This is a genomic window from Cupriavidus sp. DL-D2, from assembly GCF_039710735.1.
Lineage (GTDB): Bacteria > Pseudomonadota > Gammaproteobacteria > Burkholderiales > Burkholderiaceae > Cupriavidus.
This window is the reverse complement of sequence record NZ_JBDKXK010000002.1, coordinates 164,595-178,847: the sequence shown is the minus strand read 5'-3', so window position 1 is coordinate 178,847 and position 14,253 is coordinate 164,595. Positions and strand designations below refer to the sequence as shown.

The window sequence follows — 14,253 nt, the reverse complement described above, 5'->3', positions numbered from 1 at the left end:
GTCATCCCTCGATTGGAGTCAGGTAATGCCCCACAATCTCAATAACACTCTCAAAGAATTCAAGCTCGCCACGGGCGGCTCCGGCCAGTACTACTCGCTGCCACAGCTCGGAAAGGCCCTGGGCATCAAGATCGAGCGCCTGCCTGTATCGATTCGTCTGGTCCTGGAGTCGGTGCTGCGCAATTGCGACGGCAAGAAAGTCACCGAGGAACATATCCGCCAGCTTGCCAGCTGGAAGCCCAATGCCGAGCGCGTCGACGAGATTCCGTTTGTCGTGGCACGCGTGGTGCTGCAGGACTTCACCGGCGTGCCGCTGCTGGCCGACCTGGCCGCCATGCGCAACGTGGCCGAGAAGATGGGCAAGAACCCCAAGAAGATCGAGCCGCTCGTGCCGGTGGATCTCGTGGTGGACCACTCGGTGCAGATCGACCATTTCCGCGAGAAGAAGGCGCTCGACCTGAACATGCAGCTGGAATTCCAGCGCAACAACGAGCGCTACCAGTTCATGAAGTGGGGCATGCAGGCGTTCGACACGTTCGGCGTGGTGCAGCCGGGCTTCGGCATCGTTCACCAGGTGAACCTCGAATATCTGGCGCGTGGCGTGCATAACCGGGATGGCGTCTACTATCCGGACACGCTCGTCGGCACCGATTCGCACACCACGATGATCAACGGTATCGGTGTGGTGGGCTGGGGTGTAGGCGGCATCGAGGCAGAAGCCGGCATGCTGGGCCAACCGGTCTATTTCCTGACGCCCGATGTGGTGGGTGTGGAACTGAAGGGCCGCCTGCGCGAGGGCGTGACCGCCACCGACCTCGTGCTGACAATCACCGAGATGCTGCGCCGCGAGAAGGTCGTGGGCAAGTTCGTCGAGTTCTTCGGCGAAGGCACGGCCAGCCTGACCACGCCGGACCGCGCCACCATCGGCAACATGGCACCGGAATACGGCGCGACGATGGGCTTCTTCCCGGTGGACGAGAAGACCATCGACTACTTCCGCGGCACGGGTCGTACCGACGAGGAAATCGCTGCATTCGAAGGTTACTTCCGCGCGCAGCAGATGTTTGGCGTGCCGAAGGCAGGCGACATCGACTACTCCACGACGCTGACGCTGGACCTGGGCACCGTGGCGCCGTCTCTGGCGGGTCCGAAGCGTCCGCAGGACCGTATCGAGATCGGACACGTGAAGAGCACGTTTGCGTCGCTGTTCAGCAAGCCGGTGGCCGAGAACGGCTTCAACAAGGACCCGGCCGATCTGAACAAGGAATACGTCAACGCCGACGGCGTGAAGGTGCATAACGGCGACATCCTGATCGCCGCCATCACGTCGTGCACGAACACATCGAACCCGAGCGTGCTGCTGGCCGCCGGCCTGCTGGCGAAGAAGGCCGTGGAAGCCGGCCTGAACGTGGCGCCGCATATCAAGACGTCGCTGGCCCCGGGCAGCCGCGTGGTGACCGAGTACCTGACGGCCACGGGCCTGCTGCCCTACCTCGAGAAGCTCGGCTTCGGCGTGACCGCCTATGGCTGCACGACGTGCATCGGCAATGCCGGTGACCTGACGCCGGCGCTGAACGAATCCATCGTCGACAACGACATCGTGGCTGCCGCCGTGCTCTCGGGCAATCGCAACTTCGAGGCCCGCATCCACCCGAACATTCGCGCCAACTTCCTGGCTTCGCCGCCGCTGGTCGTGGCCTACGCCATCGCCGGCAATGTCACGCGCGACCTGATGACCGAACCGGTTGGCAAGGGCCGTGGCGGCAAGGACATCTGGCTCGGCGACATCTGGCCGACTTCCGAAGAAATCCAGGCACTGCTCAAGTTCGCGCTCGACGCGCAGGTGTTCAAGGGCAACTACGAACAGGTCAAGAAACCGAGCAAGCTGTGGGCGAATATCAAGGGGACGAAGGGCCAGGTCTACGATTGGCCGACCTCGACCTACATCGCCGAGCCGCCGTTCTTCCAGGACTTCACGATCGAGCCCAGCAACGAGGCCGTGACGGTACGTGGCGCGCGTGCACTTGGCGTGTTTGGCGATTCGGTCACGACCGACCACATCTCGCCGGCCGGTTCGATCAAGGACACCTCGCCCGCAGGCAAATACCTGCTGGATCATGGCGTGCTCAAGGCTGACTTCAACAGCTATGGTTCGCGCCGCGGCAACCACGAGGTCATGATGCGCGGCACGTTTGCCAACGTGCGGATCAAGAACCTGATGATCCCGCCGAAGGCCGATGGCTCGCGCGTGGAAGGCGGCATCACGCTGCACCAGCCCACGGGCGATCAGATGTCGATCTACGATGCCGCGATGAAGTACGTGGCCGAAGGCACGGCGACTGTGGTGTTCGGCGGCGAGGAGTACGGCACGGGTTCGTCGCGTGACTGGGCAGCCAAGGGCACGCAACTGCTCGGCGTGAAGGCCGTGATCGCGCGCAGCTTCGAACGTATTCACCGCTCGAACCTCGTGGGCATGGGCGTGTTGCCGCTGCAGTTCAAGGGCAGCGACAGCGTGCAGTCGCTTGGCATCATCGGCAACGAAACCTTCGACGTGGAAGGTATCGAGGGCGAACTGAAGCCCCAGCAGGACGTGGTGCTCGTGATCCACCGCAACAATGGCGACACGCAGCGCGTGCCGGTGCTGCTGCGCATCGATACGCCGATCGAGGTCGACTACTACAACCACGGCGGGATTCTGCCGTTTGTGCTGCGGCAGTTGCTGGTGGCTTGATGTTTGGTTGTTCTCCCCTCTCCCGCGTGCGGGAGAGGGGAGCAAACCCGCAGCACCCTCACAAAACCCTTCCGGGTAATCCCCACCCTCCCCCGTAAGTTCTGCGCAAGCCTGCCCTGCCAGACTCGTCTCCACGCTTTGCAGCGTTACCTATACCTACAGAATCACAGTTTGGAGACAAATCATGGTCAAGATCCTGATCGCTTTCATCGTTGTAGCTGGCGCATGCCTGTACCTGCTCACCAAGGGCGGCGGCGAGGTATCGATGGCGGGCGAATCGCACACCACTGAATCCCACGCCCCGGCCGCCCCGGCTGCACAGAAGTAATCCACAAGGCAAGGGTTCGCCAGCACTGCGCCTGTCAACGCAGCGAGTAGAATACCGTTTTACGTAAAAACGGACGTCTTCACCTATGGCAGGTTTTCGCCCCAAGTCTTCTTCCCGACTCTCGCCCGATGCCGAGCGGCTCGTGGCCGACGCGCTCGCCCTGGATGCATCGGGTAGCCGCATGGAGGATGGGTACTGGGAGCGGCGGCTGTCGCAGCGGCTTCACCGCCTGCTGAAAAACGGCAGCCAGACCGCGCTCGACGCGGCTCTCGAACACCTGTTCAAGCACAACGCCGATGCGTCCGACGTGCTTGCCGAACAGGCCGAGACGCTGGCGGAATCCGCCACGGTCGAGATCGATGGCGTCAAGCACGATGCCCTGCTGATCGCCGCGCCGATCCTGGCTCACACGCGCTACGCCATTCCTTCGGGTGCATTGAAGCCCGAACTGGCGCAGACGCTGGCTGTTCACCTGCAGGCGCACGTCCTGGCCAAGGACACGCAGGTGGCGCTGTCCCCCTATCTCTACAGCATCGACCAACTGCCGCGCAGCCATAGCGACACGTTTGCGCTCACGCACAAGCTGGCCTCGGCGGCCATGGCCGGCGTCGTACCCAAGGTCGATCTGAAGGACCTGCCCGAAACGGCACCGATCCTGGCCGATCCGCGTTACCTGCTGGCCGTGGTGGTGGCGCCGCATGAAGGCGCGCTGTTCCGCTGGCAGGAAGATGCCAAGGAACATCACGCGGAGCGCTCGGTCTGCCTTGAACAATGGCGCCAGCAGGTACAGCCCACCGTGGCCGTGCTGCTGCCGGGCTGCGAATTCGAACTGCTGCTGCCCGATGCCTTCTTCCTGTCGTGCCGCGAATCGGACAAGAGCATCCGTCCGCTGACGGTGCGCGCCGCAGTGAACTACCTCTGCGGCACGCTCGACGTTCCGGCTGGCCAGCTTTCCGCCGTGGTGGCAGGTTTCGGCGAGGAAGTGGTCGAGGAATACCGCGTCGGTTTCACCATGCGCGGCGAGAAGGATGTGATCTACGGCATCGTCTGGCCAGTCTATGGCCGCGAGTCCGGCGAGGTCGATGCCGAGGAAAAGGGTAACCCCGTCGAGCAGATCTGCGAGGAACTGCGCAACGCGGGTGTGGAAGACATCTTCCGCCACGCCGCGCTGTTCGATCCCGAGTATTGCGAGGATTGCGGTACGCCGCTCTACGCAGACCGCTCGGGCGAGATTGTGCATGCCGAGTTGCCGGAAGACGCGCCGACGCAGCAGCCGCTGTTTCATTGAGGCACGCTCGCCTCTTTGTTTTGCTCCCCTCTCCCGCAACGCGGGAGAGGGGAACGTCTAGCGGGAAATCAAGCTACTCCCGCACGCTCACACATCTCCACAGCTCATGCCCTGACGCCCCGTACTTGCGTTCGAACGGCGTCATCGGTGTTTCCGGCTGCCACACCGCCGTCTGCGTCGGACGTCCCACCATCGACAACGCCGCGGCGAATTCGTCGATGTAGATCTTCCAGTTGCTCCGACATTCGAGATAGTCGCCGCACGCTGCCAGCGCCGGAAACACGGCATGGCCCTGCCAACGCCGCGACAGGTGGCCGATCTTGGGCCAGGGGTTCGGATACAGCACATAGTGGCGCTTCACGGGCACCTTGCCATCCTGCAGCAGGCGCCAGAAATCAACGAGATCGGCGCGCGCCCAGTGGAAATTGCCGGGCATCTCCGCTTCCCACCAATCCTTGCCGGCGGTCAGACGCTTTTCCGACTGGTCGATCCCGATCACATAGTGATCAGGAAACGTGGTCGCCAATCGCAGCGTACTCTCTCCCACTCCACATCCCGCATCGATGATCAGCGGCTGGCCGCCAGCGCGCTGCCAGGCGTCGATGGCGATATCGAACGCGCGTTGGGTCGGAAAGCCGATCGGCTTGCGGAACGGCTCATCCAGGTGACGCTGCAGCAGCGTGGCGAGATGATCGTGGATGCCGGTCTGGGCCGACAGGACAGTGCGGGAATTGGCGAACATGGGCGCGATTGTACCGGCATGCCCCAGCATGTATCGGACATGGAAGGTCATTTGGCGGCACAATAACGGCCAATCCGCGCCCACCAACGTACGAGGAGTCCCGTCCATGATCCAACGCATCCGCCGCACGCTGCTGAAAGCCTCGCTATCCCTCGTGCTCGGCGCCAGCGCGTTGACGCTGCTGCCCGCCAACGTTGCTCATGCTGAAGACCTGCGTATCGGTCTGGCCGCCGACGTGACTTCGATGGACCCGCACTGGAACAACGCGGGCCCGAACAACGCCATCGCGCTGCACGTTTTTGAATCGCTCGTGTTCATGGACAAGAACGCGCGCTACATCCCCGGCCTGGCGCTCTCGTGGAAGCCCATCAATGCCATTACGTGGGAAATCAAGCTGCGTCCCAATGTGAAATGGCATGACGGTACGCCGTTCACGAGCGAGGACGTCAAGGCATCGCTCGAACGTCCCGAAAAACTGACCAACGCACCGGGCTCGTTCACGAGCTACACCAAGCCGATCGCCCGCATCGACACGCCCGACGCGCTGACCGTGCGGCTGACCATGAGCGTGCCGAACTACGCCAACCTCGCCAACGACCTGAACAGCGTACCGATCATGCCGAAGAAGATCGCGGCCACGCTGACGCAGGCCGATTTCGATTCGGGCAAGGCAATGATCGGCACAGGCCCGTACAAGTTCGTCCGATTCGCGCGCGGCCAGGAAATCGTGATGACGAAGAACCCCGACTACTGGGGACCGAAGCCCGTATTCGACCGCGCGATCTTCCGCATCCTGACCGATAACGGTGCGCGGACTGCGGCACTACTGGCCGGTGACGTCGACGTGATCGAGACCATCCCGGCTGCGGACGTGGCGAAGCTCAAGCAGAATCCGAAATTCAAGATCGAGCAGACAGTCTCGTGGCGCACCATCTTCTGGCAGATGGACCAGTCGCGCGACAACCCGCCGTTCGTCACCGACAAGTCCGGCAAGCCGCTCGGCAAGAATCCGTTCAAGGATGCTCGCGTGCGTGCCGCCATCAGCAAGGCGATCAACCGTGACGCCATTGTCAGCCGCATCATGGAAGGGCTTGCCGTACCGGCCTCGTCGATTGTCTCGCCGCCGATCTTCGGCCACCCGGGCTCCAAGCCGGATGCCTACGACCCCGAAGGCGCCAAGAAACTGCTGGCCCAGGCCGGCTATCCGGATGGTTTCGGACTCACGTTGCACGCCACGAACAACCGTTACCTGAACGACGCGCAAGTGGCCCAGGCCACGGCGGGCATGCTGACGCGCATCGGCATCCAGACCAAGGTGGAAACGCTGCCCGTGGCGGCGTACTTCACGCGCGCGCGGCAAGGCGATTTCGCATTCGAAATGCTTGGCTGGGGCTCGGCCGCCGCCGACGTGGCACTGCGTTCGATCACTGGCACGCCGAACCCGAAGACCGGCTATGGCACGTGGAACTGGGGCAAGTACAGCAATCCGAAGCTCGATCCGCTGATCGAGAAATCGCTGACGACGGTATCGAGCGAGAAAGACCGCGAGCAGAACGCCCGCGTGGCCGCGAAGTTCGCACTGGATGACCACGCGATCATTCCGTCGCACAGCCAGCTGGCGATGTGGGCGATGCGCAAGGGCATCAAGTATGAGGCGCGAACGGATGAATGGTCGTTGGCGCAGTTTTTTGGGAAAGAGTGAGGGTTTCACTCTGCCTCCCGGTTTGTTCCCCTCTCCCGCCTTGCGGGAGAGGGGAACAAACCAGCGGTAAGCAACTAAATCACCAACCTTTCCTCCTGCCGCGCATTCGCCGCGCGCAGTTTCTTCACCCAGTCCTTCGCCGGCAGCTTCGTCGCTGTCTCGACGATTTCCGCGCGCGCTTCCAGCGTTTCCCATGACACGTCGATGGCCGGGCCGTTGAAAGCCAGCGCGATGACGTTGCCGTCGTGCACTTCCGGAAACACCAGCACCCGGTTATCGAAGGCATCGCAGATGCGCTCGATGTTTTTCGGGAAGCTGTCGTGGTCACCGAACAGGTTGATCGTCATCACGCCGGGTGCTTTCAGCACACGGCGGCAGGCACGGTAGAACGCCGTGGTGTCGAGCACGGGGCCGCGTGCCGTGGCGTCGTAAAGATCCACCTGCAGCGCATCCAGCGCGGCGGTCTGCGCGCCATCCATGACGTAGTCCCACGCATCCTGCTCGCGCACGGTCAATCGTGCGTCGTCGTCGCGCAGGCCGAACATGCTGCGTCCGGCGACGATCACTGCCGGGTTCAGTTCCACTGCCGTGACTTTCGCTTTCGCGAAATGCCGATAGCAGAACTTGGTCAGTGCAGCGGCGCCGAGGCCGAGCTGCGCCACGTGGAAGCCTTCGGTTGCGGGCGACAGGAACAGCAGCCACGCCATCATCTGCTGTGCGTATTCGAGTTCGATGGCGTCGGGCTTGCGCAGACGCATGGCACCCTGCACCCACTCGGTCCCGAAATGGAGATAGCGCACGCCATCCATTTCCGAGAAGGTCACGGGAGCGAAGCGCGGCGTCATGCGGCGCTCGTCAGTGCGGTCCGTGGGATCGGATTCCTCATGGAAATCGTTCGCACGATCAGCACGATGGGGGCGGGAGGATTTGCGTTCGCCGCGCGCGGGGCGGCGCGAGGCCACGGCCTCGATCGATTTGCGTTTCAGAAGCGTCATAGAACAAAAGAGTGCGCCAATGGCGCGGATCATTGGCCCAGCGCGACCTGGGCGCGCTGCAGCCATTCGCGATTGTGTTCGCGGGCATGACGCGGCCAGTGGCGCGCGTCGTGGACGATTTCGGTATAGAGCGCCTTGGCGCGCTCGCGATCCGCCGCATCGGGCTGCTGCGCCAGCCAGTCCGCAAACAGGCAACGTGCCGCCACGTCGCTGGCGTTAGTGAGCGCCCGCTCGAACGCGTCGCGCGTACCCGGCGCGCCCACGGCAGCTAGCGCGCGGGCATACATCAGCGACGGATCGGACTGGTTCGCAGCCTGCGGATTGGCCGCGAACAACCGCTCCAGCGTGGCCTGAGCATCGGCAGGACGGTTCGTGGCCAGTTGCGCGCGCGCCAGCCCTTCCAGCAGCGCCGGATCGGAAGCGAATGGCCCATTGGCCGCCGCCTGATAGTGCTCCAGCGCCTCGGGCGCATTACCGGCATCAAGCAGCGCGGCACCCAGGCGCATGCGGTGATCGACAGTCGGCGCGCGGTCGAAGGCATCGCGCGCTTCCCGCACGGCCCGGTTCGGATCGACGATCTGCTTGATCGCCCGAGAGGCCGCCCGCGCGCCGCGCGTCTGGCGCAGGCTGGGCAGGTAGATGGCGAAGAAATAGACGATGCTGCCCAGTCCCGGGAAGATAAACAGCAACAGCAGCCAGTACATGTTCTGGTGGGTACGGACTGCATGCACGGCGAAAAAGATCGCCACGATGACGTGCAGGCCGATGCCGCCAATTCCAAGATTCCCGAGATTCAACATATTCAATGAAGCCCTTCGAGGTTGCAGTAAAGGTCAGACATGGCCGCGATTGTGACAGATGCGGCCGGCAATCCGGTAAGACCCCGGTACGCCCCTTAAGTTTTCGCACGACCGGCCGATGTAGATGAGGGCTCTCCCTTCATCGCCCTTCGATTGGAAAAAGAAGAATGACATCAATCAACAGCATTGCCCCGCGTATCGCCGTTGCCAGTGACGCGACGGTCACCAACACGCATCGCTTCACCCAGACAGCGGACGAAACGACAACCCAGACCACGGAAGACCAGGCCACCTCGGCTGTATCGTCCAGTACCGAAACTGGCGACAAGAGCCGCATCGAGGGCCCAGCCGGCGTGGGAAAGGGCGGTGGTGCCGGCGGCGCCGAAAGCAGTTCGGATGACAGCGAATCGGTGGTCATCCAGACGCTGAAGGAACAGATCGAAGCGCTCCAGAAACAACTGGCCGCGCAGACTGCGCAACTCCAGGCCGCACAGGACGCGCCCACCGACGACCGGACCAAGGCTACTACCGTCGCCACGCTGCAAGCCGGCGTGACGTCCACGCAGGCCGCACTGTCCGCCGCCATGTCCAAGCTGGCCGCTGCCTATCAGGAACAGTCAGGCTCCAGCACGGGCAACATCGTCCATACGACGGCCTGAACGGCCGGATTCTGGAAGGGAAGCCTGCTCCGCCGGCATTTGCTGCCGGCGGCGCGCACGCTCACCTCCTACATCAGCCACTCCCGCAACCCCAGCCACCTCACCAACTTCTCCGCATACGCCAACGTATAAGCCGGGCTGCTCGACGGCAGGTTCACGATGGTATGCCGGTCGGCATGCTCGCCCAGGACTTTGATGCCGATCTTTGCCGCTGTGCCGCCGTTGAAGGCGATCGCTTTCAGCTGCGGCAACGTGGCGATCAGGCCGATGAGGTCGTTGCCTTGGTGATCCTTGATATTGCTGTCGAGGCTGCCGTCGCGGCGGGCTTCGGCGACGACGTCCCAGAGGCCGACGCGGTGTTGGCGTAGCGTGGCGAGGCGGTTTTCATAGGCGAGATTGACGAGATCCACTTGAAGGACGTCGCTCATCAGGTGCCAGAAGCGGTTCTGCTTATGCGCGTAGTACTGCGATTGCGCGAGGGACACTTCGCCGGGCAGGCTGCCCAGGATGAGGATGCGGGTGTGGGGGTCGACGACCGGGGGGAAGCAGCGTTTGGTGGTCATCGATTGGATTTGCGATAGCGGTGGCGGAGAGGTTTGCCCTCACCCCCTGCCCCTCTCCCGCGAGCGGGAGAGGGGAGAGAACGGGCGGGATGACTAGACATCCCGCAGTACGTCAAGCCAGCAACCGGTTCACGCGCTGCACGTAGGCGGCCGGATCTTCCAGCATGCCGCCTTCGGCCAGCAGGGCCTGGTCGAAGAGTACGCGGATGCGGTCGCCGAATGCAGCGTCGTCTGCCACGTCGCGCAACTTCTTCACCAGTGCGTGCTCGGGGTTCAGTTCGAGGATCGGCTGGGCGTCCGGCGCTTTCTGGCCGGCTTGCTTCAGCAGGCGCTGCAGGTAGCCGCTCATGTCGCCTTCGTCGGAGACGAGGCACGATGCCGAATCGGTCAGGCGCAGGGTCACGCGCACTTCCTTGGCCTTGCCTTCCAGCACGGCGGTCGCGCGGTCGACCACGTCCTTCCATTCGGTGGTCGCCTTCTCCTGTTCGGCCTTCTCGGCTTCGTCGGCCAGCGCGCCGAGGTCCAGATCGCCACGCGCCACGGACACCAGTTCCTTGCCGTCGAAATCGCGCAGGTACGACAGCATCCACTCATCCACGCGCTCGGTCAGCAGGATGACTTCGATGCCCTTCTTGCGGAAGACTTCGAGGTGCGGGCTCGACTTGGCGGCGGACCACGTATCGGCAGTTACGTAGTAGATCTTGTCCTGGCCTTCCTTCATGCGGCCCACGTAGTCAGCCAGCGACACCGATTGCTCGGCCGTGTCGTTGTGCGTGGAGGCAAAGCGCAGCAGCTTGGCGATGCGTTCGGCATTGGCGCTGTCCTCGCCCATGCCTTCCTTGAGCACCTGGCCGAACTGCTCCCAGAACGTCTTGTACTTGGCGCGTTCGGCTTCGTCCTCGCTCTCGGCCATCGATTCGAGCATCGACAGCACGCGCTTGGTGGAGCCTTCACGGATCGCCTTCACGTCGCGGCTTTCCTGCAGCAGTTCGCGCGAGACGTTCAGCGGCAGGTCCGCCGAATCCACCACGCCCTTGACCCAGCGCAGGTACGACGGCAGCAGCTGCTCGGCGTCGTCCATGATGAATACGCGCTTCACGTACAGCTTCAGGCCCGCCTTGTGATTGCGATCCCACAGGTCGAACGGTGCACGCGCGGGGATGTACAGCAGTTGCGTGTATTCGCTGCGGCCTTCCACGCGGTTGTGCGTCCACGCCAGCGGGGCTTCCTGGTCATGCGCGATGTGCTGGTAGAACGCCTGGTATTGCTCGTCGGTGATGTCCGACTTGCTGCGCGTCCAGAGCGCGCTGGCCTGGTTCACGCTTTCCCATTCGCCCGTCTGCTTCTGCGTCTGCGCTTCGGCATCCCACTCTTCCTTGGGCATGCGGATCGGCAGCGAGATATGGTCCGAATATTTGCGGATGATGTGTTGCACGCGGTACGACGACAGGAAATCGTCCTCGCCTTCGCGCAGGTGCAGCGTGATCGTGGTGCCGCGCTCGGCGCGGTCGATCGCATCGATCGTGAACTCGCCATCGCCAGTGCTTTCCCAGCGCACGGCGTCGCTCGCGGCCAGGCCGGCGCGACGCGTTTCCACGGTGACCTTGTCCGCGACGATGAACGCCGAGTAGAAGCCCACGCCGAACTGGCCGATCAGCGCGGCGTCCTTCTGCTGGTCGCCGGACAGTTGCTGGAAGAACTCCTTGGTGCCCGAGCGCGCGATGGTGCCCAGGTTGCGGATCGCCTCGTCGCGGCTCATGCCGATGCCGTTGTCGGTGATCTTCAGCGTGCGGGCGGCCGGGTCCGTTTCGATCTTGATGGCCAGGTCGGCATCGTTCTCAAGCAGGGCCGGATTCGCAATCGCTTCGAAGCGAAGCTTGTCGGTGGCGTCGGAAGCATTCGAAACCAGCTCGCGCAGGAAAATTTCCTTGTTGCTGTACAGCGAGTGGATCATCAGGTGCAGCAACTGCTTCACTTCCGCCTGGAAGCTCATCGTTTCGTGCGGTGCGGTCATGGTTCTCCTCTTGAATATCGAAAAACGGGTCTGCGCAAAGGTGCCCCGCCCCGTGGTTCCGGAGCGGGATCGTTGGCGCAGGAAATAGGGTCGGGAACGGCTTATTTCAAGGGCCGGAGGTGCCGGAGCCCGCCGGCAGCCCGGAAAGCCGCTCCATCTGATCCGCCAGAAAGCGCAGCATGCCCGGATCGGCACTGCTGGCCACATTGAAGCGCGTCCAGGTGGAAGGCATCTGCGAGGGCGAGAACAGGCTGCCGGGCGCGAACAGGTAGCCTTCCTCGTGCCCAGCCGTAGCAATCACATTGGTGTCCACGCCCGTATCGGCCCACATGTACATGCCGGCCACCTGCCCCGGAAAAATCCGAACGCCTAGACGCTCAAGCCGCGCGCGGGTCTCGTCGCGGGCGCGCTCCAGTCGCACCCGCACACGCTCGGTGTGTTTGCGGTAGTGCCCCTCGGTCAGCACCTTGTAGACCACGCGCTCGTTGATTTCCGGTGTGGCCATGCCGGTGACGAGCTTGCTGTCGGTCAGCGAAACAGCCAGGCCCGGGCTAGCGGCGATAAAGCCCACGCGCAGGTTTGCCGCCAATGTCTTTGAGAAACTTCCCAGATAGATCACGCGCTTCAACTGATCCAGGCTGGCCAGCCGCGTGGCGGCGTGCCCCGGCGGGCAGAGGTCGCAATAGATATCGTCCTCGACGATGGTGAAGTTGTACTGCTCGGCCAGTTGCAGCAACCGGAACGCGCGCGCGGCGGATAGCGAGGTCCCGGTGGGATTGTGCAGCACCGAATTGACGACGATCAGCTTGGGACGGTGCGCCTGGGCGATGCGCTCCAGCGCCTCCAGGTCCGGGCCGTCGGCGGTATAAGGCACACCGATCACGTTGGCACCCTGCGTGGCAAAGCGCGCGAACATCACGAACCACGCGGGGTCGCCCACCACCACCGTATCGCCGGGTTGCAGGAATTGCCGCGCGATCAGGTCGAATGCCTGCGTGATGCCCGAGGTCATGACGATCTGGTCGGGCGTGACGCCGATCTCCAGTTCCTCCAGACGGGTACGCAGTTGCTGGCGCAGCGGCAAGAACCCAAGCGGCGTGCCACTCGACAGGAAATGCCCGCCCGGCTGCCGGCCCAGGCTGCGCATCGCGCCCGACAACAGTTCGCCATCGAGCCATTCATTGGGCAGGAATCCCCAGCCCGGCGCCTTGTGGCTCTCGGCGGAGTGGAACATGCTGCGCAGCAGCCAGGTGACATCCACATTGCGGATGGCCGGCGACGTGGGCGGCACCACCACCGACGGATGCGGCAGCCGATCCCGCACGTAGAAGCCCGAGCCCCGGCGCGATTCGAGATAGCCCAGCGCCACGAGCCGCTCATACGCCTCCACCACAGTAAAGCGCGAAATCCCTTTCTCCGACGCGAGCTGGCGGATCGACGGCATGCGCATGCCGGCCCGGAACACGCGCTCGTCGATGCGCAACCGCGCCCATTCGGTGAGCTGTTCGACCAGCGTCATTTGGGCCGAGGGGATCGGGTCCGGCAGACGCGCTTGTCCGCTCGATGGCATCACAAGACGCAAAGGTCTCGTGCCGCTTACGGCACTTTCTGAATTCCCGCTATGCTTCTCGCTGCCGTCCATGTGGCGCTCCCGCAACTGTACTGAAGACGATTTGCTCAACTGTATCGGTACTGTACCGACTACCTTGACTACCATCAACCATCCATGAATCTCGCCATTGACCATCTCGTGATCGCCGCACCCGACCTTGACGCGGGTAGCGAACATGTCGCCAGCATGCTCGGCATTGCGCCGCAGGCCGGCGGCGCCCATCCACGCATGGGCACGCATAACCGCGTGCTGGGGATGTTTGGCGGGATGTATCTGGAAGTGATTGCCATCGACCCTGCCGCGTCTGCACCCGAGCGGGCGCGCTGGTTCGGCCTCGACAGCGAGGCCGTGCGCGAGCGTCTGCGCGATGGCCCCTTCCTCGCACACTGGGCAGCCCGTGTCGAACGTCCGGCCGACCTGTCGCGCTGGCAGGCGCAGTACCCGGACAGGATCGCCCCGGCCATTCCGATGGATCGCGGCGCGCTGCACTGGCGCCTGACGGTGCCTGACGATGGCAGCCTGCCCGCTTGGCAAGGCGAGGCAGCCAGCGCTGGCGAGGGCCTGTTTCCGACGCTGATCCAGTGGGACGTGCAGAATCACCCCGGTATCAGCCTGCCTCGACAGGATCTGGCATTGCGCCGCCTGCGTGGCCAGCATCCGCATGCCGAATTGCTGCGCCAGGGGCTGGCATGGATCGGCGCCGCGTCGCTGATCGACATCGAACAGACTGACGGCCCGCCCGCCCTGCTGGCCGAGATCGAAACCCCGACAGGGCTCAAGACCCTGCGCTGACCCGAAACGACACCCAAGGAGCCCCCA

12 protein-coding genes are annotated in these 14,253 nt (G+C 63.6%); 6 read left to right on the top strand and 6 right to left on the bottom strand.

Annotated features, from left to right (window positions below; genetic code table 11):
• Nucleotides 1-25: 25 nt before the first annotated feature.
• The 3 genes from acnA (at nucleotide 26) to ABDB81_RS01850 (ending at nucleotide 4,347) form a co-directional block, all read left to right on the top strand.
• On the top strand, nucleotides 26-2,731 hold the full coding sequence (gene acnA / locus ABDB81_RS01860; RefSeq protein ID WP_346809538.1) for an aconitate hydratase AcnA: 2,706 nt from the start codon (nucleotides 26-28) through the stop codon (nucleotides 2,729-2,731).
• Between the two features lie 184 nt (nucleotides 2,732-2,915).
• Nucleotides 2,916-3,059, top strand: coding sequence for a hypothetical protein (locus tag ABDB81_RS01855; protein WP_171020303.1), 144 nt, complete (start codon nucleotides 2,916-2,918; stop codon nucleotides 3,057-3,059).
• Nucleotides 3,060-3,144: 85 nt separating this feature from the next.
• Nucleotides 3,145-4,347, top strand: a complete 1,203-nt coding sequence (locus tag ABDB81_RS01850) for a DUF2863 family protein (RefSeq protein ID WP_137923156.1) — start codon at nucleotides 3,145-3,147, stop codon at nucleotides 4,345-4,347.
• A 73-nt stretch (nucleotides 4,348-4,420) separates the two neighbouring features.
• Here ABDB81_RS01850 and ABDB81_RS01845 read toward each other — a convergent pair whose 3' ends face one another.
• The gene (locus ABDB81_RS01845; protein WP_171020304.1) at nucleotides 4,421-5,089 is read right to left on the bottom strand and encodes a methyltransferase domain-containing protein; all 669 of its coding nucleotides are present in this window, start codon (nucleotides 5,087-5,089) and stop codon (nucleotides 4,421-4,423) included.
• 106 nt (nucleotides 5,090-5,195) lie between these two features.
• Here ABDB81_RS01845 and ABDB81_RS01840 point away from each other — a divergent pair, with 106 nt between their 5' ends.
• Nucleotides 5,196-6,791 carry an ABC transporter substrate-binding protein gene (locus tag ABDB81_RS01840; protein WP_346809535.1) on the top strand — a complete coding sequence of 532 codons (1,596 nt, stop codon included), beginning with the start codon at nucleotides 5,196-5,198 and terminating at the stop codon, nucleotides 6,789-6,791.
• A gap of 74 nt (nucleotides 6,792-6,865) precedes the next feature.
• Here the strand turns inward: ABDB81_RS01840 and ABDB81_RS01835 are convergent, their stop codons facing one another.
• On the bottom strand, nucleotides 6,866-7,786 hold the full coding sequence (locus ABDB81_RS01835) for a spermidine synthase (protein ID WP_171020305.1): 921 nt from the start codon (nucleotides 7,784-7,786) through the stop codon (nucleotides 6,866-6,868).
• 29 nt (nucleotides 7,787-7,815) lie between these two features.
• Complete coding sequence (locus ABDB81_RS01830; protein ID WP_137923159.1) at nucleotides 7,816-8,586, bottom strand: tetratricopeptide repeat protein; 771 nt, start codon at nucleotides 8,584-8,586, stop codon at nucleotides 7,816-7,818.
• Nucleotides 8,587-8,753: 167 nt separating this feature from the next.
• Here ABDB81_RS01830 and ABDB81_RS01825 point away from each other — a divergent pair, with 167 nt between their 5' ends.
• Nucleotides 8,754-9,245 (top strand): hypothetical protein, encoded by a 492-nt coding sequence (locus ABDB81_RS01825; protein ID WP_160472745.1) that lies wholly within the window; start codon nucleotides 8,754-8,756, stop codon nucleotides 9,243-9,245.
• Between the two features lie 68 nt (nucleotides 9,246-9,313).
• On the opposite strand, the gene ABDB81_RS01820 is transcribed toward ABDB81_RS01825, so the two are convergent.
• The 3 genes from ABDB81_RS01820 to ABDB81_RS01810 form a co-directional block, all read right to left on the bottom strand.
• A complete protein-coding gene (locus tag ABDB81_RS01820; RefSeq protein ID WP_346809533.1) occupies nucleotides 9,314-9,808 on the bottom strand; it encodes a DNA-deoxyinosine glycosylase in 495 nt (164 codons plus the stop codon).
• Nucleotides 9,809-9,920: 112 nt separating this feature from the next.
• Nucleotides 9,921-11,822, bottom strand: coding sequence for a molecular chaperone HtpG (htpG, locus tag ABDB81_RS01815; RefSeq protein WP_346809532.1), 1,902 nt, complete (start codon nucleotides 11,820-11,822; stop codon nucleotides 9,921-9,923).
• 106 nt (nucleotides 11,823-11,928) lie between these two features.
• Nucleotides 11,929-13,392 carry a PLP-dependent aminotransferase family protein gene (locus ABDB81_RS01810; protein ID WP_346809682.1) on the bottom strand — a complete coding sequence of 488 codons (1,464 nt, stop codon included), beginning with the start codon at nucleotides 13,390-13,392 and terminating at the stop codon, nucleotides 11,929-11,931.
• Nucleotides 13,393-13,548: 156 nt separating this feature from the next.
• Between ABDB81_RS01810 and ABDB81_RS01805 the strand changes: the two genes are divergently transcribed.
• Nucleotides 13,549-14,226, top strand: coding sequence for a VOC family protein (locus tag ABDB81_RS01805; protein ID WP_346809530.1), 678 nt, complete (start codon nucleotides 13,549-13,551; stop codon nucleotides 14,224-14,226).
• Nucleotides 14,227-14,253: the final 27 nt, after the last annotated feature.

Bases quoted from the DNA above. Each gene is read 5' to 3' on its own strand.
- acnA (WP_346809538.1), top strand. From the start codon at position 26: ATGCCCCACAATCTCAATAACACTCTCAAAGAATTCAAGCTCGCCACG.
- ABDB81_RS01855 (WP_171020303.1), top strand. From the start codon at position 2,916: ATGGTCAAGATCCTGATCGCTTTCATCGTTGTAGCTGGCGCATGCCTG.
- ABDB81_RS01850 (WP_137923156.1), top strand. From the start codon at position 3,145: ATGGCAGGTTTTCGCCCCAAGTCTTCTTCCCGACTCTCGCCCGATGCC.
- ABDB81_RS01845 (WP_171020304.1), bottom strand. From the start codon at position 5,089: ATGTTCGCCAATTCCCGCACTGTCCTGTCGGCCCAGACCGGCATCCAC.
- ABDB81_RS01840 (WP_346809535.1), top strand. From the start codon at position 5,196: ATGATCCAACGCATCCGCCGCACGCTGCTGAAAGCCTCGCTATCCCTC.
- ABDB81_RS01835 (WP_171020305.1), bottom strand. From the start codon at position 7,786: ATGACGCTTCTGAAACGCAAATCGATCGAGGCCGTGGCCTCGCGCCGC.
- ABDB81_RS01830 (WP_137923159.1), bottom strand. From the start codon at position 8,586: ATGTTGAATCTCGGGAATCTTGGAATTGGCGGCATCGGCCTGCACGTC.
- ABDB81_RS01825 (WP_160472745.1), top strand. From the start codon at position 8,754: ATGACATCAATCAACAGCATTGCCCCGCGTATCGCCGTTGCCAGTGAC.
- ABDB81_RS01820 (WP_346809533.1), bottom strand. From the start codon at position 9,808: ATGACCACCAAACGCTGCTTCCCCCCGGTCGTCGACCCCCACACCCGC.
- htpG (WP_346809532.1), bottom strand. From the start codon at position 11,822: ATGACCGCACCGCACGAAACGATGAGCTTCCAGGCGGAAGTGAAGCAG.
- ABDB81_RS01810 (WP_346809682.1), bottom strand. From the start codon at position 13,392: ATGCCATCGAGCGGACAAGCGCGTCTGCCGGACCCGATCCCCTCGGCC.
- ABDB81_RS01805 (WP_346809530.1), top strand. From the start codon at position 13,549: ATGAATCTCGCCATTGACCATCTCGTGATCGCCGCACCCGACCTTGAC.